The sequence below is a fragment of the Bacillus sp. NPDC094077 genome (genome assembly GCF_050279465.1).
Taxonomy (GTDB): domain Bacteria; phylum Bacillota; class Bacilli; order Bacillales; family Bacillaceae_G; genus Bacillus_A.
In genome coordinates this window covers 504,868-528,322 of the sequence record NZ_JBNNUF010000001.1, presented here as the reverse complement: position 1 = coordinate 528,322, position 23,455 = coordinate 504,868, and the positions used below count along the sequence as shown (strand labels likewise).

At 34.4% G+C, this 23,455-nt stretch carries 27 protein-coding genes; 19 read left to right on the top strand and 8 right to left on the bottom strand.

What is annotated here, in order from left to right:
• Positions 1-246: 246 nt before the first annotated feature.
• Positions 247-909: a YkyA family protein gene (locus ACQKNR_RS02615; protein ID WP_193410122.1), complete on the top strand. Its 663-nt coding sequence runs from the start codon at positions 247-249 to the stop codon at positions 907-909.
• A 31-nt stretch (positions 910-940) separates the two neighbouring features.
• Here the strand turns inward: ACQKNR_RS02615 and ACQKNR_RS02610 are convergent, their stop codons facing one another.
• Positions 941-1,399, bottom strand: a complete 459-nt coding sequence (locus ACQKNR_RS02610) for a YkyB family protein (protein WP_427315134.1) — start codon at positions 1,397-1,399, stop codon at positions 941-943.
• Positions 1,400-1,540: 141 nt separating this feature from the next.
• Here ACQKNR_RS02610 and ppx point away from each other — a divergent pair, with 141 nt between their 5' ends.
• Positions 1,541-3,115, top strand: coding sequence for an exopolyphosphatase (gene ppx / locus ACQKNR_RS02605; protein WP_427315132.1), 1,575 nt, complete (start codon positions 1,541-1,543; stop codon positions 3,113-3,115).
• A 108-nt stretch (positions 3,116-3,223) separates the two neighbouring features.
• Positions 3,224-5,332: a polyphosphate kinase gene (locus ACQKNR_RS02600; protein ID WP_427315131.1), complete on the top strand. Its 2,109-nt coding sequence runs from the start codon at positions 3,224-3,226 to the stop codon at positions 5,330-5,332.
• A gap of 168 nt (positions 5,333-5,500) precedes the next feature.
• On the opposite strand, the gene ACQKNR_RS02595 is transcribed toward ACQKNR_RS02600, so the two are convergent.
• Positions 5,501-5,737 (bottom strand): hypothetical protein, encoded by a 237-nt coding sequence (locus ACQKNR_RS02595; protein WP_193655725.1) that lies wholly within the window; start codon positions 5,735-5,737, stop codon positions 5,501-5,503.
• Between the two features lie 94 nt (positions 5,738-5,831).
• On the bottom strand, positions 5,832-6,692 hold the full coding sequence (locus tag ACQKNR_RS02590; RefSeq protein ID WP_427315129.1) for a metallophosphoesterase: 861 nt from the start codon (positions 6,690-6,692) through the stop codon (positions 5,832-5,834).
• 247 nt (positions 6,693-6,939) lie between these two features.
• Here ACQKNR_RS02590 and fadH point away from each other — a divergent pair, with 247 nt between their 5' ends.
• The 4 genes from fadH to ACQKNR_RS02570 all read left to right on the top strand — a co-directional run bounded on the left by fadH (position 6,940) and on the right by ACQKNR_RS02570 (position 9,848).
• Positions 6,940-7,704: a 2,4-dienoyl-CoA reductase gene (gene fadH / locus ACQKNR_RS02585; protein ID WP_193410116.1), complete on the top strand. Its 765-nt coding sequence runs from the start codon at positions 6,940-6,942 to the stop codon at positions 7,702-7,704.
• A 254-nt stretch (positions 7,705-7,958) separates the two neighbouring features.
• On the top strand, positions 7,959-9,176 hold the full coding sequence (locus ACQKNR_RS02580) for an EAL domain-containing protein (protein WP_427315127.1): 1,218 nt from the start codon (positions 7,959-7,961) through the stop codon (positions 9,174-9,176).
• Positions 9,176-9,304: an ADP-ribose pyrophosphatase gene (locus tag ACQKNR_RS02575; RefSeq protein WP_193410809.1), complete on the top strand. Its 129-nt coding sequence runs from the start codon at positions 9,176-9,178 to the stop codon at positions 9,302-9,304. Before ACQKNR_RS02580 ends, ACQKNR_RS02575 begins: the two co-directional genes overlap by 1 nt.
• A 55-nt stretch (positions 9,305-9,359) precedes the next feature.
• Positions 9,360-9,848 (top strand): DUF3993 domain-containing protein, encoded by a 489-nt coding sequence (locus ACQKNR_RS02570; RefSeq protein ID WP_427315124.1) that lies wholly within the window; start codon positions 9,360-9,362, stop codon positions 9,846-9,848.
• Between the two features lie 177 nt (positions 9,849-10,025).
• Here ACQKNR_RS02570 and ACQKNR_RS02565 read toward each other — a convergent pair whose 3' ends face one another.
• The gene (locus ACQKNR_RS02565; RefSeq protein WP_427315122.1) at positions 10,026-10,262 is read right to left on the bottom strand and encodes a glutaredoxin family protein; all 237 of its coding nucleotides are present in this window, start codon (positions 10,260-10,262) and stop codon (positions 10,026-10,028) included.
• Positions 10,263-10,494: 232 nt separating this feature from the next.
• On the opposite strand from ACQKNR_RS02565, the gene ACQKNR_RS02560 reads away from it, so the two are divergent.
• The 10 genes from ACQKNR_RS02560 (at position 10,495) to ACQKNR_RS02515 (ending at position 17,497) form a co-directional block, all read left to right on the top strand.
• Positions 10,495-10,731 carry a YkuJ family protein gene (locus ACQKNR_RS02560; RefSeq protein WP_000055151.1) on the top strand — a complete coding sequence of 79 codons (237 nt, stop codon included), beginning with the start codon at positions 10,495-10,497 and terminating at the stop codon, positions 10,729-10,731.
• Between the two features lie 266 nt (positions 10,732-10,997).
• On the top strand, positions 10,998-11,147 hold the full coding sequence (locus tag ACQKNR_RS02555; RefSeq protein WP_427315121.1) for a hypothetical protein: 150 nt from the start codon (positions 10,998-11,000) through the stop codon (positions 11,145-11,147).
• 74 nt (positions 11,148-11,221) lie between these two features.
• Complete coding sequence (locus ACQKNR_RS02550) at positions 11,222-11,740, top strand: ribonuclease H-like YkuK family protein (protein ID WP_427315119.1); 519 nt, start codon at positions 11,222-11,224, stop codon at positions 11,738-11,740.
• 118 nt (positions 11,741-11,858) lie between these two features.
• Complete coding sequence (gene abbA / locus ACQKNR_RS02545; protein ID WP_193410111.1) at positions 11,859-12,050, top strand: antirepressor AbbA; 192 nt, start codon at positions 11,859-11,861, stop codon at positions 12,048-12,050.
• A 168-nt stretch (positions 12,051-12,218) separates the two neighbouring features.
• Complete coding sequence (gene cbpB, locus ACQKNR_RS02540) at positions 12,219-12,662, top strand: cyclic-di-AMP-binding protein CbpB (protein ID WP_193410110.1); 444 nt, start codon at positions 12,219-12,221, stop codon at positions 12,660-12,662.
• Between the two features lie 227 nt (positions 12,663-12,889).
• Complete coding sequence (locus tag ACQKNR_RS02535) at positions 12,890-13,726, top strand: LysR family transcriptional regulator (RefSeq protein ID WP_427315803.1); 837 nt, start codon at positions 12,890-12,892, stop codon at positions 13,724-13,726.
• Positions 13,727-13,797: 71 nt separating this feature from the next.
• Positions 13,798-14,520 carry a 2,3,4,5-tetrahydropyridine-2,6-dicarboxylate N-acetyltransferase gene (gene dapD / locus ACQKNR_RS02530; protein WP_193410108.1) on the top strand — a complete coding sequence of 241 codons (723 nt, stop codon included), beginning with the start codon at positions 13,798-13,800 and terminating at the stop codon, positions 14,518-14,520.
• A gap of 61 nt (positions 14,521-14,581) precedes the next feature.
• Entirely contained in the window at positions 14,582-15,712 is a 1,131-nt protein-coding gene (locus ACQKNR_RS02525) for an N-acetyldiaminopimelate deacetylase (RefSeq protein ID WP_427315116.1), read from the top strand.
• 169 nt (positions 15,713-15,881) lie between these two features.
• Positions 15,882-16,748, top strand: coding sequence for a cytochrome C oxidase assembly protein (locus ACQKNR_RS02520; protein WP_427315114.1), 867 nt, complete (start codon positions 15,882-15,884; stop codon positions 16,746-16,748).
• An 83-nt stretch (positions 16,749-16,831) separates the two neighbouring features.
• Positions 16,832-17,497 carry a potassium channel family protein gene (locus ACQKNR_RS02515; RefSeq protein WP_001290442.1) on the top strand — a complete coding sequence of 222 codons (666 nt, stop codon included), beginning with the start codon at positions 16,832-16,834 and terminating at the stop codon, positions 17,495-17,497.
• A 38-nt stretch (positions 17,498-17,535) separates the two neighbouring features.
• Here ACQKNR_RS02515 and rnjA read toward each other — a convergent pair whose 3' ends face one another.
• Together rnjA and ACQKNR_RS02505 are read right to left on the bottom strand one after the other, a co-directional pair.
• Positions 17,536-19,203 (bottom strand): ribonuclease J1, encoded by a 1,668-nt coding sequence (gene rnjA, locus ACQKNR_RS02510; RefSeq protein WP_427315112.1) that lies wholly within the window; start codon positions 19,201-19,203, stop codon positions 17,536-17,538.
• A 4-nt stretch (positions 19,204-19,207) separates the two neighbouring features.
• Positions 19,208-19,420 carry a DNA-dependent RNA polymerase subunit epsilon gene (locus ACQKNR_RS02505; RefSeq protein WP_098545321.1) on the bottom strand — a complete coding sequence of 71 codons (213 nt, stop codon included), beginning with the start codon at positions 19,418-19,420 and terminating at the stop codon, positions 19,208-19,210.
• 547 nt (positions 19,421-19,967) lie between these two features.
• On the opposite strand from ACQKNR_RS02505, the gene ACQKNR_RS02500 reads away from it, so the two are divergent.
• Complete coding sequence (locus tag ACQKNR_RS02500) at positions 19,968-20,741, top strand: Cof-type HAD-IIB family hydrolase (RefSeq protein WP_427315110.1); 774 nt, start codon at positions 19,968-19,970, stop codon at positions 20,739-20,741.
• Positions 20,742-20,958: 217 nt separating this feature from the next.
• Here the strand turns inward: ACQKNR_RS02500 and def are convergent, their stop codons facing one another.
• On the bottom strand, positions 20,959-21,513 hold the full coding sequence (def, locus tag ACQKNR_RS02495; protein ID WP_427315108.1) for a peptide deformylase: 555 nt from the start codon (positions 21,511-21,513) through the stop codon (positions 20,959-20,961).
• 164 nt (positions 21,514-21,677) lie between these two features.
• Positions 21,678-21,824, bottom strand: coding sequence for a YjcZ family sporulation protein (locus ACQKNR_RS02490; RefSeq protein WP_098385739.1), 147 nt, complete (start codon positions 21,822-21,824; stop codon positions 21,678-21,680).
• 514 nt (positions 21,825-22,338) lie between these two features.
• On the opposite strand from ACQKNR_RS02490, the gene pdhA reads away from it, so the two are divergent.
• Positions 22,339-23,454: a pyruvate dehydrogenase E1 component subunit alpha gene (gene pdhA / locus ACQKNR_RS02485; RefSeq protein WP_016109040.1), complete on the top strand. Its 1,116-nt coding sequence runs from the start codon at positions 22,339-22,341 to the stop codon at positions 23,452-23,454.
• Position 23,455: the final 1 nt, after the last annotated feature.

Sequence of the window (23,455 nt, the reverse complement as noted above, 5' to 3'; positions counted from 1 at the left end):
GGTAATACATAGTGTGAGTAGAGATTAAAAAATACCAAGTAAAATATACTTAAAAGATGGACATGAAACTGCTAAATAATTCAAAGAGAATAACGTAAAAAGTAATTTCAAGTAATAAGTGTGTACAAGCATTATAAACAATACTGATGACCTTCGTAAAAAAGATGCGAGTGTGAAGTGTATAGAAGGATTATATGATTTTTATAGCTTTTTTACACGATGGTCGTTTATAAGTAGGAGGAAAAGATGTTGAAATATAGTAAATTAGCAATTGTAACCGCGTTATCAATGACTTTATTAGCTGGTTGTTTCGGGCCGAAACCAGAAGAGGAATTATATGTTGCGTTTGAAAATGCTGCCAAGCAAGAAAAGACAATGTTTGAAGATGCAAAAAAACTTGAAACTTTAGAGAAAGAAGGACAAGAATTATATAACCAAATTGTTCAAGAAGGAAAAGATAATAATCAAGTTGTTAAAGAAAAGCTTAATCAAGCAGTAAAGAATACAGATGAACGAGAAAAAGTGCTTACAAAAGAAAAAGAGGCTTTAAATAAAGCGCAAGAAGAAGTGAAATCAGCTGATAAGTATGTGAAGAAAATTGAAGATAATAAATTAAAAGACAAAGCGGATAAAGTTAAAAGTACGTATGAGAAACGACATGAGTCATTTAACAAGATGTATGATAGCTATAATAAATCTTTAAAGCAAGAAAAAGAGTTATATACAATGTTACAAGATAAAGGTACAAAATTAAAAGATATTAGTGAGAAAGTTAAAGTGGTAAATCAATCGTATAAGGATATTGAGTCGGAAAAAGATAAGTTTAATGAATTCACGAAATCTTATAATACAGAAAAAGTTGCATTTTACAAACAAGCAAATATTAAAATTAAAGAAGAGAAAAAATAAAACAGTTTGGCCTATGCAAGGCCAAACTGTTTTATTTTTTTGTATAAGTACGGCTATACCATGGAACAGGTTCACTTAATTTTTTTTCTTGTTTCAGTGCTTCAGGACCAATATAATCTTGAAGTGTTTTTTTGGCTACTGTTAAAGATAAGGTTGTTTTCGGGTTGCGATAGGAGGATTCAAGATGACCAAGATGTGGTAGGATTCGAAAATCTTCTTTCGTAGGAGGGATATGGAAATAATAATCGCCTAAACGTATAAGAACATCAGATTGTTGTTGGCTAAAACGTGGATTTCTAGAAAAATGTAATCCTTCTTTAATTGCTTTTTTTTCAGCAATTAAACGTTCTAAAGCCGTCTTTTTTAACCAGTATAAATATTTAGGATTAGTTGCAGCTTTGGCATGACGATTCACAACGAAAATAGATTGAGCTAGTCGATTAATAGAATGTTGGTTTTGTAATTGAGATTGTGGTTGTGAAGGTTTCATATTGAATCTCCTTTCAATTTTTCATTATTATACCATAAATAAAAGAGGTTTTTATTATATGCAAAAAGTGATTGTATATATTTTCAATATTAAAGCAATATTGTTACAAAAAACAACTATTTTGTATAATAGTAATAGAATGTGTTTTGGAAATTTGATAATGAAAGAGTGAGAAGTTTGAAAGGAATATTAAAACAACAATATGCCATTATAGATATTGGATCTAATACAATGCGTTTAGTTATTTATGAAAAGCAAAATGGGGGGTTTTATAAAGAGATTGAAAATACGAAGGTGGTTGCTCGGTTAAGAAATTATTTAATCGATGGTGTTTTGAGTGAAGAAGGAATAGAAGTATTGTTACAAACATTATTTCAATTTCAAGACAGTACAAGATTCCATCAGTTGCATCATGTACTTTGCGTTGCAACAGCAACAATTAGACAGGCTGAGAATCAAGATGCAATTAAAAAACTTGTTGAAGGACAAACAGACTTTACTCTTAGAGTATTATCAGAATATGAGGAAGCACGTTATGGCTATTTAGCAGTTATGAATTCTACTTCGTTTTCAGAAGGAATAACAGTAGATATTGGTGGGGGAAGTACGGAAGTTACATACTTTAGAAATAGAGAGATTTTAGAATACCACAGCTTTCCTTTTGGGGCGCTTTCTTTAAAGCAGCAATTTATTAAAGATGATATTCCTACTAAAGACGAATTAGAGAATATTCAAACGTATTTAGAGTGTCAATTTCGAACGTTACCATGGTTAATCAATAAGAAATTTCCTCTTATCGCAATTGGTGGTAGTGCGAGGAACTTAGTGAAAATCCATCAAAATTTAATATGCTATCCTATAGCAGGGTTACATTTATACAAAATGAAAGAAGAAGATATTAAAAATGTAAAAGGTGAATTGGAAAGATTATCGTTCATCGAACTTCAAAAAATGGAAGGATTGGCAAAAGATCGAGCAGATACAATTGTTCCAGCGGTCGAAGTATTTCATACGCTTGTTAACGTTATAGAAGCACCTGCATTTGTATTAAGTAGAAAAGGATTAAGAGAAGGGGTTTTCTATGAAGAATTGACGAAAGATTTGGGGATTTCGTATTATCCGAACGTAGTCGAAGAAAGTTTGCATTTATTATCACATGAATACGAAATGGATATGGAATTTGTCATTCAACTTATTAAACATGGACGATTGATTTGTCAACAGCTTGAAGAAGCAGGGCTCATTTCTATGTCAGCAAAAGAATGGGAAGTATTCCATCAAGCAGCGAAAGTATTTAATATAGGAAAATATATAGACGAAGAAGCAAGCCGTTTACATACATTTTATTTATTAGCGAATAAAACAATTGATGGTATGATGCATAAAGATCGAGTTAGGTTAGCGCTTATTGCATCGTATAAATCAAAAATGTTATTTAAACAACATTTATCTCCATTTGAAGGTTGGTTTGATAAAAGTGAACAAAAAAAAATTCGCCTATTAGGAGCTGTTTTACAATTTTCAGCTGCTTTAAATGTAAGACAGAGATCGCTTGTTGAGGCAATATATATAACGGAAAGTGAAGAAGGTTTGACATTTAGAATTTTATGTGAACAATCGGCATTAGCAGAAAAAGTGCAAGCTGAAAAACAAAAAAAACAACTGGAAAGAGTATTAAAAACGAATATTAACTTGTCATTCGAATTAAAATGTTAGGTTGTACGGATGTCTTTACGAAAAATTAACACTTTGGAATATTGTAATTTGATAAAATAAAAATAACTAAATTATATTAATAAAGTTTCAAGGGGAAGTGTGAAGAGAATGGAATTGCTGAAGGGGAATGTAGTGAATTTAAATGATACAGCTTACTATAATAATCGCGAGTTAAGCTGGCTAGCTTTTAATGAACGCGTACTACAAGAAGCGCAAGATGAAAATAATCCACTTTTGGAAAGATTAAAGTTTATTAGCATCTTTAGTTCGAATTTAGATGAGTTTTTTATGGTGCGCGTGGCAGGGTTGAAAGATCAAGTAAGTGCTGGGTTTAACCAACCAGAAAATAAAGCTGGCTTAACACCAAAAAAGCAATTAAATAAAATTGCGATAAAAGCCCATGAATTAATGACTGTACAATATGATACGTTTAAAAATTATGTATTGCCAGCGCTTGAATTAGAGGGAATCGAGCGTTTAACATTCCATGATTTGACGAAAGAGCAGAGAGAATTTATAGAAGAGTATTTTGATGAGCAAATTTTCCCGGTATTAACTCCTGTAGCTATCGATGCATATCGTCCATTTCCAATGTTATTAAATAAAAGTTTGAATTTAGCCACTATTTTATATGATGAGAAGCAAGCGGAAGAAGAAAATCGTACGAAGTTAGGAATTGTACAAGTACCTTCTTTACTAGAGCGTTTCATATTTTTACCGAGTGAAGGACAAAAGCATAAATTTATTTTATTAGAAGATGTCATTAGTGGTTTTACCCATAAATTATTCACTGGATATAAAGTATCATCTGTTACTCGTTTCCGTATTACACGTAATGCGGATTTAACAATTCATGAAGAGGGTGCACGCGATTTATTAAAAGTTATTGAAAAAGAATTGAAAAAGCGTAAGTGGGGAGCCGCCGTTCGTTTAGAGGTTGGCAAAGAACACATTGATGAAAGAGTATTAGCGTTATTATATGAGGTGTTAGAAGTAAAAGATGAGGATGTATACATGATGGATGGACCGTTAGATTTAACATGTTTATTCTCTTTATATAAAAAATTAGCACCTTTATATGAGCATCTTGTATATCCAGCTCTTATTCCGCAACCGCCTCAAGACTTAGGCGATGAAGAAGATGTATTTGAAAAGGCAATAGAACATGATATTTTATTACATCATCCTTTTGAGTCATTTCAGCCAGTTGTTGATTTTGTTCGTGACGCAGCAGATGACTCGAATGTACTTGCGATCAAACAAACATTATATCGTGTGAGTGGAGATTCTCCGATTATTCAGGCGTTAAAAGTAGCGGCTGAAAAAGGAAAACAAGTGACGGTATTGGTCGAATTAAAGGCAAGGTTTGATGAAGAAAATAATGTTCATTGGGCTAAAGAATTGGAACAGGCTGGATGTCACGTTATTTACGGTGTAAGTCACCTGAAAACACATAGTAAAATTACACTAGTTGTAAGAAGAAAAAACGGAAAAATCGAAAGATTCGTACATCTCGGAACCGGAAATTATAATGATGCAACAGCGAAGCTATATACCGATTTTGGTTATATTACATCGCGAAAGGACTTTGGTGTAGATGCAACAAATTTCTTTAATTATTTGAGTGGATATACAACGAAACCACACTTTCATCATTTATCGGTTGCACCGTTTGATATAAGAGAGCAATTTATGGACTTAATAGATGAAGAAATTCGTTATCATAGACAATATGGAAATGGATATATTATCGCTAAGATGAACTCGTTAACAGATAAGCCATTAATAAAAAAAATGTACGAAGCATCACAAGCTGGAGTAAAGGTAGAGCTCATCGTTAGAGGAACATGTTGTTTAAGGCCCGGGATTCCAAATGTAAGTGAAAATATTCGTGTAGTTAGTGTAGTTGGAAGGTATTTAGAACATAGCCGTATTTATTATTTCCATCATAATGGAGAAGAGAAAATATATTTATCTTCAGCTGATTGGATGACGCGAAATATGGAGAAACGAGTAGAAATATCCTTCCCAATTCTAGATATTGAAATGAAAGCAAGAATAAAGGCGATTTTACATCTTACTTTAGCTGATAATGTGAAAACACGTGAACAAAATAAAGAAGGTGACTACTATTATGTTATTAATAGTAGTGCTGAAGAAATTGATAGCCAAGTGAAGTTGTTTAAGATGGCGTATCAAAATACAGATGCTGAATAATGAGAACAAAGTAAAAAACCTCTTTTATCATAAGAGGTTTTTTACTTTGTTCTCTACTTATTATACGTTTTTAAGATAAAAGAATGAGTAGAGAGAATAGTTTTTATTGTAAGCATGTTATCGACTGTTTAATAGAGAGAATAACGTTGGCAGAATTGTTGAAGTACATTAATAGTAGTATGGTTGTTGACAAGGTCCACCATAACAAGGGAAAGGTGCTGGCGGTGGGAAAGGTGGTGGATAAGGTGGATAAAACGGTCTAGGGCCGAAAGCTAATGCTCCGCCGAGCAATCCACCAGCAATTCCTGCTAGAAATGGGACGCCAAAAAACGGAAAGAAGCGTGAGTCGCCTACTGGGCCAATAGGTGCTGAACGAACTGGGATTGGTTGATAATATGGATACATGAAAAAACCTCCTTTATTGGACTCACTTTTATCATATGGTAAACGAAACATGGATGAGCGCGTACAAGAAAGGATATGTAAGAAAATAGGCGAATCATTGCGAATGTTGTAACGTAAAGAGCGTAATTTCAGGTTTTGACATAAATCGGAATGGGACGCGCGTTCTTCCAAGACCTCTATTGACATGGAGAGTTAAATCTTGAATCGTATAGAAACCTTCAATATAGTGTTTGGCAAGCGACGGGGTAATGATAGCACCTAAAAATGGAATTTGTACTTGTCCGCCATGGCTATGTCCAGATAGCTGAAGATCGATTGGGTATGTAGCGATTTGTGAGGCAATATCTGGTTCGTGAACAAGAACAATTGTATAAATATTTTGCTGTGCATGTCGTAATGTTTCCTTTATTCTTGGTTTACCCAGTAATATATCATCAAGACCGAAAATAGAAATTTCACTATTATCTAGTAAACGAATTCGTTTTTCTTTATTTTGTAAAAGTTCAAATCCGGATTCACGCATGATGTGATCATAGTATTCGGTTCCGTATCCACCGTGGTCGTGGTTACCATAAATAGCGAATTTACCGAAGGGTGCTTGTATATTTTTTAAAATGGATGCAACGAAAGGAGTGTCAGTATACGTTTGGTAATTATCAATGAGATCCCCAGTAAAAAGAACAATATCTGGATTTGCAGCATTAATTTTAGAAACAATTTGAGATAAATGTTGGAGCGAGAAATAGTATCCGAGATGTAAATCGCTAAATTGAAGAATCTTCATACCGTGAAAACTTGTTGGTATAAGCTGTGATTTGAGCGTGTGCTGTGTAAAAGAGAGCATATAGGGTTCTATGTATTTAGCGTAATAGTAACCGAAACTAGTGGTTATAAATGAATATAGACAAGTGCGCATTCCAACTTTTAAAAAATTTCTTCTTGTAATTTGCTTCATAAAAGTATGAGTATACCTATTTGATTTATATCACATGTTTTTGTTCCATATACAGGCTACTCAAATCTCCCTTCAGTTTTATTTAAAATATATTTTAAATAATAAAGTAGTAGTTATAAATTACGGAAAAAATGAATAAAAAGAAACCTCTTTACGATAAAATATCAGAAAACTTAAAAAATATAAAGATTTCTATCAAATAAAATGATAAAATGAATGTGTATTCATTTTTTGGGAGGGGATGTATGTGAAAGATAAGGTAGTTATTATAACAGGTGGATCGAGCGGAATGGGAAAAGGAATGGCGACTCGTTTTGCGAAAGAAGGGGCACGAGTTGTTATTACAGGGCGTACAAAGGAAAAGCTAGAGGAAACAAAGTTAGAAATTGAACAGTTTCCAGGTCAAGTGTTACCTGTACAAATGGATGTGAGAAATACTGAGGATATTCAGAAAATGATTGAACATATTGATGAGAAATTTGGGCGAATTGATATTTTAATAAATAATGCAGCTGGAAACTTTATTTGTCCAGCTGAAGATTTATCTGTAAATGGCTGGAATGCAGTAATTAATATTGTGTTAAATGGTACATTTTATTGTAGCCAAGCTGTCGGAAAATATTGGATTGAGAAAGGTATAAAAGGAAATATCATTAACATGGTAGCAACTTATGCATGGGATGCAGGTCCAGGGGTTATTCATTCGGCTGCAGCGAAGGCTGGAGTATTAGCGATGACAAAAACACTTGCTGTTGAGTGGGGACGCAAATATGGAATAAGAGTTAATGCTATTGCACCAGGACCAATTGAACGTACAGGCGGTGCCGATAAATTATGGATTTCAGAAGAAATGGCTAAGCGTACACTACAAAGTGTTCCACTTGGAAGACTGGGTACGCCAGAAGAAATTGCGGGTCTAGCTTATTATTTATGTTCAGACGAAGCTGCTTACATAAATGGAACTTGCATGACAATGGATGGAGGACAACATTTACATCAATATCCATTTTAAAAGGGATGAGAAAATGATGTTTGATTCATTTTTCTGTGGTAAAATGTGACGGAATTGTGACATATGAAAGAAAAGTGTTTACAAGAGGTCATATATACGTTATATTTAAGACCTCTTTTTTCTTCATAGTAGAATTGCTAATTCCCCTTAGCATTTTACCCCTCTAATCCCTTCAGGAAAACTGAAGGGATTTTTTATTATTTTTCCGTAAATATCGTGTTATAATTTTTGAAAAGTAAAGGGAGGGAAGCACGTTGATAGATGCATTAGATGTAATGAGTAACTTGGATAAAGTCCTTCCTTATTATCAAGCTATTTTTAGTGCTGATGAGCATACAGTAATTGGATATGAAGTAGTAGGACGTATTCAAACAGAAGAGGGCATACAAAGTTTAGCTTCGTTCTTTCATGATGATTCTATTCCAAATGAGTTTCAATTGGAAGCGGATAACATCATAGTAGAAAAAGCTATAAATCGTTATTTAGAAACCGATCAAAAATTATTATTATTTTTACATCGGAATGCTAACGTATTAATGAATGATGAGGATGAAAGTCTACTTCAACTTTTATTGATGTATGAAAAACAAGGTTTAAATTTGAAACACATTGTTTTAGAGATTACAGAACATGAATGTAAAGAAGATATCGAGCAATTTAATCATTTGCTGATGTATTATCGTACATATGGTATTCAAATTTCGATTAATAAAGTCGGAACGGGTACAAGTAATTTAGAACGTATTAGCGTGTTAGCACCGGATATATTAAAAGTAGATTTAACGAACTTAAGGCAAACTGCACTTTTACAATCTTATCAAGATATTTTATATTCTTTATCATTACTTGCTAGAAGAATTGGTGCAACATTGTTATATGAAGAAATAGATGCTTTTTATCAACTACAATATGCTTGGAAAAACGGTGGTAGATATTATCAAGGTAATTATTTGAAAGAATGTTTACCTGATTTTATTGAAACCGATATTTTAAAAGAGCGACTTGGTAATGAATGTCATCAGTTTATTCAGCATGAGAAGAAGAAGTTGCAAAAAATTTACAATTTAACAGAGATGTTACGTGATCGAATTGGTGATGTTCTGTCAAAACAAAAAAAGAATGAAGATATAAATGATTGGTTATTACAATTTAGCCAAAGTGTATCACAGTGTAGTTTTCGCATATTTATTTGTAATGAAGATGGTTTCCAACAATCAGGTAATGTTATGAAAAAAGATGGGGAATGGATTGTGATGCCTGAGTATTATATGAAGAACTGGAGTTGGCGCCCGTATTTTCTTGAGAATATCATGAAAATGCGTTTTGAAAATAAGGCAAGACTTTCAGATTTATACGCCGATATTGAAACTGGTGAAATGGTACGAACATTTTCTTTCCCGATTGATGATGAAAACTTTTTATTTATAGATTTATCTTATGAATATTTATATGAAGAAGATGTTTTATTTTAATGCACGAAGAGATTCGTGCATTTTTTTGTTTGTTTTTATCAGAAATTGGTAATAGTGAAAATGGTGATGAAAATGCTGTCTATCGTTGTAAAGATTTTACGAACGAAACCATCACTTTCTTTGCATAATCATTGTTACAATGAATACTACAAAGACAAGTTCTTTTAAAAGGAAGGTGAAAAAATGAGGAAATATGGAATATGGTTTGTTCTATTTGTTTGTGTTACCTTTCTAGTTGGTTATAGTGTCACAACTGTTTTAGGGAAAGAAGAAGTGAAAGTCGATCGGAAAGAAGTGTTTACAACGGTGCAAAAAGGCTATGAGATCCAATTTTCAATTCGTGGGAAGCATTTACCAATGAACAAGATGATAGAGACGTTATCACCGTATTTTACAGATAATTTCCTTCAAGTATTTACAGATGAAAATAGTAGAAGTGATAAACAAAGTGGTGAATATTTACTTCCAGCAAAAGAAGCACCGTTTTCTTTTAATGCAGAAACGAAAATGTCATATGATGAAGAGCATAAAAATTTATACGTATATGAGCGGGCGAAAAATGGTCAATATCAAATTGTAACCTTGCAAAGGGATCAAGGGAAATGGAAACTAGCAGGATATCATGAAAGTCAGGAACTTTTAACTGAAATAAAAAGGTTACAACAATTATAAAGTGAAACTTTAATCAGTGGGGGGCTTTATCTCCCACTGATTATTAGCCTTCACCAATCGGGCGTTTACGGGCAGCCCGACTCCCACCTAACTTCTTTGCTCCAGCCGAATTTTGAGGTGGGAGTTTTACTGCCCGTAAATAGCGGGATAAAAATAGGAATAGGTATTTACCTATTCCTATTCTATATTGAGTAACTGTTGTAATTTTTCAATTTGAAAACCTGCAACCACTTCGCCATCAATTACAACTGTTGGTGTTGAGTAGGAATCATAGTCGTATAAAAGACGATTACGAGCGGTGTCGTCTTTTTTTACGTCAAATTCTTCATATGCAACGTTATTATGCTTTAAAAACTCTTTCACAATGACACATGGCGGACAATCGGGTTGTGTGTATACCTCAATTTTTTTCATTGGAATTCCTCCTTTTTTCTGTTTTTTATTATATTCTGCCAGTATAAAAATCGCAATAAAGAAGAGAAAAGATATTCTTTCTTCTTTTTACTTCGTTTTTCGACAAATTTTAGTTGAGTTTCTTGCCAAGAACCTTTATCCTAGAGTGTGGAACATTTTTTCTGTTATGACGGATAGAATGAGTTTAGCTGTAAAACCTATTGGTAGGAAGATCAGAGAAAGGAGAGATTTCATGTCTCTACTCCAAGGAATTTTAACTCGACTTGTTAGTCTACAAGAACAAGCTGAAAGCGGTGAAGTAGCACAACGCTATTTTGAAGTGAACGGTGAGCGCAAATGTAGCGTGAAATTTTTCGATAAAAGTGAAATGTATGAGTTAGAAGTGTATCAACAAGGTGAAAAACCTCAAGTGTATCAATTCGATAATATCGATATGGTTGCAATTGAGATTTACGATATCATTTCTTGATACATATAAAAAAGGTACTGCCATATGGCGGTACCTTTTTTAGTTCTATTACTTTCCAGCATATATGTATAGGAATTTTTCGTTTTTCCTACAATGGTAATAAAATAAAAATCTAATCAGCAAGGGTTTGTCCATGCCTCACTGATTATTAGCCCACACCAATTGAGAGAATACGTGTAGCTAACTTCCGCACGTACGCTGAATTTTAGGGTGGGAGTCTTACTACCTGCAAATAGCGGGAGAAATATTACTAGGAGGTGTATCGTATGGAACGTTTACCAGTTGTGGTTTGTCCTAATTGTCGCAATTCTGCTGAGATTATTCATGTATTAACAGCTCAATCTAATCAAAATGTAATTTATACATGTCAGTCTTGTAATTATGTAATTCGAAATATTGAAACAAATAAAGGATAGGAAGTTATAATTTTTATTTTTGTCCCATACAATGAGAATACGAAAAGTCTGTCTAATTGAAAGGACGTGACTATGTGGACGGTGAACATAAATTTTATAATGTTTCAGAGAGACAATTGAATTTTGATATGGTCTTTAACCGCATTTGTAGTTTCATTGAAAAGGATCCGCGGAATTTATATCGATTATCTATCGGGACAGACTCACAAGCGCATCAAAAAGATACGAGATTTATTACGGCAATTCACATTCATCGCGTTGGAAAAGGAGCATGGGGGTGTTTACATCACAAATCAGTAAAAGATAAGCCAGCAACATTACGTGAGAAAATATATTTAGAAACGCAGTTTAGTCAAGAAATTGCATGTTTATTTACTCCTGATCATATACAAATAATATGGGATTTATTGCATCCATATGCTCAAGATGGAGCGGGATTTATAATGGAAATTCATTTAGATATAGGGAATGATGGTTTAACAAAAGAATTTATTTTAGATATGACAGCAAAGATTCAAGCGATGGGATTAACTGCAAAAATTAAGCCGGATGCCTATGCGGCGTTTAGTTATGCAAATCGATATACGAAATAATTTTTATATGTTTACGATTGGTACATGTTTTTTGGTGAAAACTGAATATTACATCTATTAAATAGGCTGAAAATTTTATATGATAATAGTAACGATGCGAGTGTAAGGAGAGGAGTATATGCAAAGGGAATTTGTTTTAACGAAAGAAGAAGAAAGTTTGTTACTAGATATTCTGTTTCAGCAAAATTATGCGAGTGAAATTTTAGCTGTGGAACTTACAGATATTGAGAATGGTTTAAAACAGACAAATGTGACACAATATAAAAAAATTACAAGGTTGTTTTACAGATTAAAAAATAAAGGGTATTAAGCGCTACCGAATGGTAGTCTTTTTTTTGTGTTGTATGCTAAAATAGCTATGTAATTGTATTTTTATTGAAATAAAGGTAGGACAAAATAATAATGTGAAAACGCTATCATAAAATGCGAATAGAGTCGGTGAATATAAGCAGGAAAAAGGGAAAATGGGGGATGTAACATGATTAGTATTCCGAAAGACGAGTTTCAACAAATTCTTGTGAAGGATTTAATGATTTCATCAGAAAAAGTAGCGCATGTCCAAATCGGGAATGGTTTAGAGCATGCTTTACTCGTTCTTGTGAAATCTGGATATTCGGCGATACCTGTTTTAGATCCAATGTATAAATTGCATGGATTGATTAGTACTGCTATGATATTAGACGGTATGTTAGGTTTAGAGCGCATTGAGTTTGAAAGACTTGAGAATATGAAAGTGGAACAAGTGATGAAGGAAGATATTCCGGTTCTTAAGTTAGAAGATTCGTTTTCTAAAGCTTTAGAAATGACAATTAATCATCCTTTTATTTGCGCTGTCAATGAAGATGGCTATTTTGAGGGGATTTTAACACGCCGAGCTATTTTAAAATTGTTGAATAAAAAAGTGAGACAACATAATCGATAATATGAGAAAAGTGACTTCATAGAAACGGAGGAGTCACTTTTTTTTCGTGCATATCAGTTGTGTATGTATTATATTTAAAAAGATAAAAAACATAAGAAAAGTTTGAACGAAAAAATCGTATTTTCTGTATAAAAGTATTTAGTTAAATTAAGGATGAAAAGCTTATTGAAATAAGGTGTATGGAAGCTAAGGAATGAGGGAGAAAGTTGCAAATTGATGATTTTCAAATGATGGTTGTGTTAGCTCAGGAATCAAATATGAGAAAAGCGGCGGAACGTTTATTTGTTTCCCAACCTGCGCTTAGTCAACGATTACAATCTATGGAGAAACAATGGGGAATGAAGTTTTTTATTCGCTCACAAAAAGGATTGACAATTACACCTGAAGGGGAAAAAGTCGCAAACTATGCAAAGGAAATGTTACAAAGGGAAGAGGATATTAAAAGTGAGCTAGCTGTTTTTAGAACAGAAACTCATGGAACGTTAAAAATAGCTGTTGCATCGGTTATTGGTCAATATTGGCTTCCGCCGGTATTGAAAAAGTTTGTACATAAATATCCTTCTGTGAAGATATCCCTATTCACTGGTTGGAGTAGTGAGGTACAAAAACAATTTTATGAGGGCGACGTTCATGTTGCTATATTAAGGGGATCGCAGGAATATAAAGGACAAAAGCAGCAATTATTTGAAGATGAATTATATTTAGTCGATAAAGAAATAAAAGATATTTCGATGTTAAAAGAAACAAATAGACCATTTATTCAATTTAAAAGTGATTCGACTTATTATGGACAAATACAAAATTGGTGGTATGGGCTATTCTCTAATCCACCCAAGCGAACAATTGTAGTTGACCAAATTGAGACGTGCAAACAACTCGTTTTAAATGGTATAGGTTATGCGTTATTGCCCTCTACAGTATTAAAGGAGGTGCAGGAAAATATGTATAAAACACCTGTTCAATTAACGAGAGAAACATGGTTGTTAACGAGTGAATCAGCAAGGCAATTGAAGCAAGTACAAGCGTTTTTAGAAATTATAGAAGAAATTCAAATGGAAAAATAAGATTATTGTCTTGCTACTCGCTCTATCGTTTGGTAGAGTAACATTATAAATGGATTTAGGAGGCAACAAGAATGAAAATGATGGACGCTAACGAAATTATTTCGTTTATTCAAAAAAGTGAAAAGAAAACTCCTGTAAAGGTATACATAAAAGGGGATTTAAAAGAAGTAACATTCCCTGAAACAGTACAAGCATTTGTAAACAAAAAATCTGGTGTATTATTTGGAGAATGGTCTGAAATTAAGTCAATTCTTGATGAAAATAACAAGCACATCGTGGACTACGTTGTGGAAAATGATCGTCGTAATTCTGCAATTCCAATGCTTGATTTAAAAGGTATTAAAGCTCGCATTGAGCCAGGCGCAATTATTCGTGATCACGTTGAAATCGGCGACAATGCTGTTATCATGATGAATGCAACAATTAACATCGGTGCTGTAATTGGTGAAGGTTCTATGATCGACATGAACGCAGTACTTGGTGGACGTGCAACTGTCGGTAAAAATTGTCACGTAGGTGCAGGTGCTGTACTTGCAGGTGTTATTGAGCCGCCTTCTGCAAAACCAGTTATCGTTGAAGACGATGTTGTAATTGGTGCAAACGTAGTTGTGTTAGAGGGCGTTACAGTAGGTAAAGGTGCAGTTGTAGCAGCAGGAGCTGTTGTAACAGAAGATGTGCCTCCATATACAGTTGTTGCAGGTACTCCAGCACGTGTAATTAAAGAAATTGATGAGAAGACAAAAGCAAAAACTGAAATTAAACAAGAGCTTCGTCAATTAAACCCAGAGAAATAAAAAACAAAAAGCGTAAGAGCATAAATGGGCTCTTACGCTTTTTATAGATAGAGGTGCAAAAATGACAGTAAGCAAATTTGTCCAAGTTCGTAGAGATTTACACAAAATCCCGGAAATTGGATTTAAAGAGTGGAAAACACAACAGTATATTTTAGATTACATAGGAACACTTTCGAATGAATATGTGGAAGTGAAGACATGGAAAACGGGTGTCATCGTTAAAATAAATGGAAAAAATCCAGAAAAAATAATAGGTTATCGTGCAGATATAGACGGTTTACCAATAACAGAGGAGACTGGATACGAATTTGCTTCTGTACATGAAGGAATGATGCATGCGTGTGGTCACGATTTGCATGCAACAATCGGTTTAGGCCTTTTAACAGCAGCTGTGAGTGAAAGAATAGATGATGACCTTGTGTTTCTATTCCAGCCGGCAGAAGAAGGACCAGGTGGCGCTCTTCCTATGTTAGAAAGTGAAGAGTTAAAAGAATGGAAGCCTAATATAATTCTTGGTCTTCATATTGCACCAGAATATGCCGTAGGAACAATTGCGACAAAAGAGGGTCTGTTATTTGCGAATACATCAGAATTATATGTTGATTTAAAAGGAAAAGGAGGACATGCTGCCTACCCGCATACTGCAAATGATATGATTGTTGCAGCAAGTCATCTCGTTACACAACTTCAATCCGTTATTAGTCGTAATGTGAATCCTCTTGACAGTGCAGTAATTACAATTGGAAAAATTACAGGTGGTACAGTTCAAAACATCATCGCGGAAAAATCTCGTTTAGAAGGAACGATTCGTACACTATCCGTTGAGTCAATGAAACGTGTTAAAAGTCGAATTGAGGCAATTGTCGCGGGTATAGAAGCTTCTTTCCAATGCGAAGCCGTTATTGACTATGGAGCAATGTATCATCAAGTGTATAACCATGAAGAGTTAACGAGAGAGTTTATGCAATTTGTAGGTGAACAAACAGATATGGATGTCATTACATGTACTGAGGCAATGACAGGTGAAGATTTTGGCTATATGCTTCGAGAGATACCTGGATTTATGTTTTGGCTTGGAGTAAATTCAGAATACGGTTTACATCATGCGAAATTAAAACCAGATGAAGAAGCGATTGAAAAGGCAATTGTATTTTTAGACCAATATGTAAAGTGGAAAGGGAATAGAAATTAAAAAAGTTCAATTGGTTGTTTTAATAATGAGCAGGGGGTTTTTAGCCACTGCTCATTATTAATTATTGCTAATAGAGAAGATAATCATTTAACTAACTTATATATGTTTACTTTTAGTATGAAAAATGTGTAAAATCAATGTGAAACATAGAAAAAGGGTGGGGAATTACGTGCAAATTAGCAGTGCAATTTTGTGTTGCGTCTTATATGCTTATGTTATTATTGCGGCGGTTTATTTTGGGATAAGTTTTTATGCCTACCGTTTAGCTGATAATAATGAGTATGACGAAACATATAAATGGGTGAAGAGATATTTATCGCCTGTACTAGAAATTATGAATGGGTTTGTACTCTTTTTATTTATTGGATTAATTGCTTTCTCGACGAGTTTAGTTGGGAATAAAACTACGTTATTTGTACTAGGTATCATTATTTTTATGCTGTTGGGAATACGAATTGGTAATACGGTCTTTTGGAATGAAAGAAAAGTAGATGGTTGGACGGGAATGCTAATCCCGTGTATGCTAGCTGCAATCGTGACAAATATAGAGCATGAATATTATCAATTACATTTTTGGCTTATTATCGTTTTAACGATTCTTTCTGTTTTGTATATAAGTACAGTAGTACTAACATACATTGCATGTGAAAAAGGAGATGTTAAAGGTACTCGCTTCTTTAGAGGACGAGCGCTATTTTGGAGTTTGCCAACAATGGCGGTTATCGGGATTATTGCGATATTAGTGAATGGATATCAATTTTCTAATTGGCAACTGTTTTTAGAAAATTGGTGGATTTTCATCGTTTCGTTTATTGCTTTTTTAGGCGCAACGCATTATTTATTCCATCAACATCATTACATATGGGCGCTGTTATTTGCATTTACGCAGCTTCTATTTGCTTTTTTCGGTCAAGAAACATTATTGTTCGTTTTTGAAACGTTTAGTTCGTTTGGAAATATATTTGTATTTGGTATGTTGCTTGTTGGTATCGCATTTTATTTACAACAATATTTTTATATACAAAAACAAAAATAAGGGCTATTTACAGTTTTTTGTGACGCATATAAAGTATGTTACAATGAAAATACATAGTACTTGAAGTTATTGGAGGAATTCCTGTGAGTGAGAAAGAAAAAGAATTTGCTGTCATTGGGCTTGGGCGTTTCGGTGGAAGTATTTGCCGAGAACTAGCTCAATTAGGTATGGAAGTAATGGCAATTGATTCAGATGAGGATAAAATTAATGAATTTGCAAATATAGCTTCGCATGCTGTAATTGCAGATTCAACAGATGAGATGGTATTAAAAAGTCTCGGCATTCGTAATTTTGATCACGTAGTAGTTGCTATTGGAGATAATTTAAATTCAAGTATTTTAACAACGTTAATTTTGAAGGAGTTAGGTGTAAAAAATATTACTGTAAAAGCTCAAAATGATTATCATGAAAAAGTATTAAGTAAAATAGGTGCAGATCACATTGTGCATCCAGAGCGTGATATGGGAAAACGGATTGCTAATAATATCGCATCTAGTAATGTGTTAGACTATCTTGAGCTTTCAGATGAGCATAGTATTGTAGAGATTATTGCGAATAAAAAAATTGATGGGCATTCTTTAATCGAATTAGATATTCGTGCGAAGTTTGGATTGAATATTGTAGCAATTAAACGCGGTAAAGAAGTTATCGTATCTCCTCGTGCTACGGAAAATATTCAAGCGGGAGATATATTAATTGTAATTGGTCATGACGATGAAGTGGATCGTTTTAAGCACTTTTTAAGATAAAGGAAAAGGACAATGCCATGAAGGCATTGTCCTTTTTCTTATATTTCCATAATGATTGGTAAAATCATTGGACGACGTTTCGTTTTCTCATATAGGAATGGTGCTAATGTATCTGTAATTTCATTTTTAATTTCAGACCATTGTGTTGTTTTACGCTCCATTACTTTTTCTAAATGAGTTGTAATTAATGTTTGCGCATCATTGATTAAATCGCTGCTTTCACGCATGTACACGAAACCGCGTGAGATGATATCAGGTCCTGCTGCAACTTTAAATTCTTTCATATCGATGCTTACTACTACAATTACAAGCCCCTCTTCAGAAAGGATACGACGATCACGTAATACGATATTGCCGATATCTCCAATACCGTTTCCGTCAATGTAGACTGAACCAGATGGGATTTTCCCAGCTACGCTTGCTTCATCTGAACGTAGAGCAAGAACATCTCCATTATCCATAATGAAGCAGTTTTCCTCTGGGATACCACAGTCGTTTGCTATGTTCATATGCATACGTTGCATGCGATATTCACCATGAATTGGCATGAAATATTTCGGTTTAATTAGACGTAGCATTAACTTTTGCTCTTCTTGTCCACCGTGTCCACTCGTATGGATATTTGAAAGTTTACCGTGAATTACATCAGCGCCAGCGCGGTACAACATGTTAATTGTACGACTTACGCTAATTGTATTTCCTGGAATTGGTGAAGAAGAGAAAACAACTGTATCGCCAGGAATAATTTGAATTTGGCGGTGTGTACCGTTCGCAATACGTGAAAGTGCTGCCATCGGCTCACCTTGACTACCTGTACATAAAATAACAATTTGATTAGCTGGTAGTCGATTTAACTGAGAAGCATCTATGAAAGTATCTTTCGGGCAACGGATATAGCCAAGATTTTGACCGATTTCAATTGCAGCTTCCATACTTCGACCAAACACAGCAACTTTACGGTTGTTTTCAACAGCAGCTTCAACAACTTGTTGTAAGCGGTGGATATTCGATGCAAAGGTTGCGAATATAATACGGCCTTCTACTTTACGGAAAATGTCTTGAATATTATCACCCACGCGACGCTCAGACATTGTAAAGTTTGGAACTTCACTGTTCGTACTATCAGATAATAGACATAGTACGCCATCTTTTCCGATTTCAGCCATTTTTGTTAAATCTGCTGGTTCGCCAACTGGTGTGAAATCAAATTTGAAATCACCTGTATGAACAACTTGACCTTGAGGTGTTTTCACAACAACGCCGTACGAATCTGGAATACTGTGAGTTGTACGGAAGAAGGATACAGACGTCTTTTTAAATTTAATAACGTCATCTTCTTGAATCTCGTAAAGTTTTGCTTTACGAAGTAATCCGTGTTCTTCTAATTTATTTTTGATGAGTGCAATTGCTAATTTTCCGCCATAAATCGGAATGTTCACTTGACGTAATAGGTACGGGATTCCACCGATATGATCTTCGTGACCATGTGTAATGAATAATCCTTTAATTTTATCTTCGTTTCGCACAAAATAAGTGTAATCTGGTATTACATAATCGATTCCGAGAAGTTCGTCCTCTGGAAATTTAATTCCAGCATCAATTATAATAATTTCATCTTGAAATTGAACAGCGTATGTATTTTTGCCGATTTCACCAAGTCCACCGAGAGCAAATACAGCAACTTGGTCATTTTTTAGAAATTTCATATCGCTATACGATTTCCGCTAATGTTAAATCAGCGTTTTGTTTTTCATATTCAAGATGAGCACCAGTAACAGACTGAACAAACTCGATATTATATGCGAACTTATTTAATTTTGTACGAACATCCTTTTCAGATGTAGCCTCTAAATATAAAACTTTTGTATTTTCACGTACTGGAACCTCAGTCATTTTTTCTTGGTAAAATACTTTAAAAATCATTTGGAAAACCTCTCCTTGTCTATGTTTTGCATTATCTGTTACTTATTATAAAGCAAACAGTCACGATTTTCATGTTTTTTCGAATGAGAATGAAGAAAAAGCCCGAAATGGGCACGATTTAAGCGATTGTCTTTTTACGAACTAGACCGTTTAAATAACGCTTGAGCTTTTTCTTCAGCTTCTTCAGCATGATTACTCCTTCCTTTCCTTATTTTAAACATGCATATTACTAGTGAAAACTCTGTCTCTGACTTAAGAAAGAGGGCAAAAGTGAATTGTGAATCTTGTCCTTTCTCATACAGTGAAAGTTATTCTATAGTAACGATTAGTAGCCGTTAGTTATAGGTATAGTATGAGAAAGAATGGAAAAGAAAATTCATAAGAACAAGTATCCACATTTTTTACTAATATATATATGCATAGTTCATAAATAAGGTCAGAAAGTGAACGCTTTCTTCACAGATGTTTAATATGTTATACTTTTTTTTAGAATTTGAAAAGTGATAATCAAAATGGGAATTTAGAGTGCCAGAAAGGATTTTGACAAATGAATGATAAAATTGTCTTTTTTGATATTGATGGAACATTATTAGATCATGATAAAAAAATTCCGCAATCTACACGGGATGCAGTAAAACATTTACAAGAAAAAGGTGTGCATGTAGCAATTGCGACAGGACGTGCGCCATTTATGTTTGAAGATATTCGTAAGGAACTTAATATACATAATTATGTTAGCTTTAATGGACAGTATGTTGTTTTCGAAGATGAAGTAATATTTAATAATCCGCTACATCCAGATGCTCTACATAAGTTTACTCAGTTTGCAAAGGAAGAGGGATATCCACTTGTATATCTTGATCATCAAGAGATGAGAGCAACAGTGGAATATCACGATTATGTGAAAGAAGGTTTTGGAAGCTTACATTTTGAGCATCCGGCATATGAACCTGATTTTTATGAGAAACGTGATATTTATCAAACGCTACTTTTCTGTGAAGTAAATGAAGAGGAAAAGTTTATTAATCAGTATCCGGATTTTCATTTTATTCGTTGGCATGCGTATTCCATGGATATCATTCCAAATGGTGGTTCTAAAGCGAAAGGGATTGAGAAATTCATTGAAAAATTAGGATTTAACCGTGAACAAGTGTATGCATTTGGGGATGGTTTAAATGATTTAGAAATGATTGAAGCAGTTGGAACAGGTATCGTGATGGGAAATGGTCATGAAGATTTGAAAAAACTAGCAAATTATGTGACAAAGGATGTTAGTGAAGACGGTATATATCATGGACTAAAATGGGCTGGATTGTTATAAGTTCTATGGAACCCATTTCATAGAATAAAAAAGGCGGGAGATTAACTCCTGCCTTTTTTTTATCCCGCATTAACGCGCAGTAAGACTTCCACCTCAAGATTAGGCCCATACGAGGAAGTTAGGTGGGAGATTAACTGCCCGTAAAATCCCGATTGGTGTGGGCTAATAATCAGAGGGGATGGACAAAATCCCCTCTGATTAAAGTTTCACTTTATCATTATCGCTCTAAAGGTTTTGAATCATCAGGAGCTGTAAATGGATTTTCTTTATTAATATGGTCATAAAACATAACGCCATTTAAATGATCAATCTCATGTTGGAATACAATTGCTGGTAAACCTTTCAAACGTAATTTTACTTCTTCTCCGTTAAGAGATGTCGCTTTTACTGTAATTCTTGTGTAACGAGGGACATAACCAGGTACTTCGCGGTCTACAGATAGACAGCCTTCACCGTTTGGTAAATATGTACGTTCAACAGAATGACTAATGATTTTAGGATTGAATAGTGCATGACTATATAACGCACCGTTCGTATCAGTTACATGAACTGCAATCATTTTCTTTGAAACACCGATTTGCGGAGCTGCTAATCCGATTCCAGGGCGTAAACTATATTTTTCAGCCATTTCAGGATCTTGGCTATTTATTACAAAGTCAATCATTTCTTTAAGAGTATTTTTATCTTCTTCGCTTGCCGGTAATGATACCTCTTCTGCAACGTCGCGCAAAATAGGATTTCCTTCGCGAATTACATCATTCATTGTAAGCATATGTAATCTCTCCTTTCCTCTTTAGTCTACCAAAGGAGATGGAAAAAGTCATCGGCAAGTAAGGTGTCTCTTTGGAATCGTTCTTCTATAGATAAGTTATGTATGTGATAAAAAGAAAAGACGGCAAAGCCGTCTGTTTCTTCCCATAGTTGTTTCATTTTACATTAGCGAATGCAAGCAGCACCAACGATAATTAAAAGGATAAACAACACAACGATTAAGGCAAAGCCGCATCCAGATCCGCCACAAGAACCGCCATAACCGTAGGAAGGATATGAACAAGTTGGATAGCAATATGAGTATCCGTACATGAGATGACCTCCTTTATCATTCCCCGCTAATACTGCGGTTACTATAATGTATGGAAGAGAGAGTAGAAATGTATAGGTATTTACCTAAAAAAGGAAGTGATGTTTGTATATTTTTGTCGCGAAGAGAGAAAAACTAAAGAGAATTAAATCGTTTACATATTATTCTAAGACAAAAAACAAGATGAAAAGGGAATAATATAACAGTAGGTTCATGCTTACTAATACAGATGTGAAAAATAAAAACACGTTTGTGCAGTAGAAACCTACAAGTTATTTATAAAAAAACGTATTCAAAGTAATTGACATCGTAATTAGAATAGTTGTAAACTAAAAAACGTGATCAAGATTGTATTAATATGTTTCTGAAAAAACATTAGTACAGATTGTTAGGTACACAAAATTATTCTCAACCGACAGACAAACATGTTGGTTTACATCGTTGCGCTTTTTAAACTGGAAAATAGCCAGTGAAAGCGTTTCAGAATATGGTTCAAGAGAGGAAGAGGTGAACGGAATGGGTACTAAAACAAAAAAGACCCTATTTAATGTTGATGAGCAAATGAAAGCTATCGCAGCTCAATTTGAAACATTACAAATTTTAAATGAAAACGGCGAAGTTGTGAATGAAGCAGCTATGCCTGAATTATCTGATGATCAATTAAAAGAATTAATGCGTCGTATGGTGTATACTCGCGTATTAGACCAACGTTCTATTTCTTTAAACCGTCAAGGACGTTTAGGTTTCTACGCACCTACAGCTGGACAAGAAGCTTCTCAATTAGCAAGTCATTTCGCACTTGAAGCAGAAGACTTCATTTTACCAGGATACCGTGATGTACCACAATTAGTATGGCACGGCTTACCATTATACCAAGCATTCTTATTCTCTCGTGGACACTTCATGGGTAACCAAATGCCTGAGAATGTAAATGCACTTGCTCCACAAATCATTATCGGTGCGCAAATCATCCAAACTGCTGGTGTTGCGTTAGGTATGAAATTACGTGGTAAAAAATCTGTTGCAATTACTTACACTGGTGACGGTGGTGCGTCACAAGGTGACTTCTACGAAGGTATGAACTTTGCAGGTGCATTCAAAGCTCCAGCAATCTTCGTTGTTCAAAACAACCGTTACGCAATCTCTACTCCAGTAGAAAAGCAATCTGCAGCTAAAACTGTAGCACAAAAAGCAGTAGCAGCAGGTATTTACGGAATTCAAGTAGACGGTATGGACCCATTAGCTGTATACGCAGCAACTGCTTTTGCTCGTGAGCGCGCAGTAAATGGCGAAGGTCCTACTTTAATCGAGACTTTAACATTCCGTTACGGTCCACATACAATGGCTGGTGATGACCCAACTCGTTACCGTACAAAAGATATCGAAAACGAATGGGAACAAAAAGACCCAATCGTACGCTTCCGTAAGTTCTTAGAAGCTAAAGGCCTATGGTCTCAAGAAGTTGAAGAGAAAGTAATCGAAGAAGCAAAAGAAGATATCAAACAAGCAATCGCTAAGGCTGACCAAGCTCCAAAACAAAAAGTTACTGATTTAATGGAAATCATGTACGAAAAAATGCCTTACAACTTAGCTGAACAATATGAAATTTACAAAGAAAAGGAGTCGAAGTAAG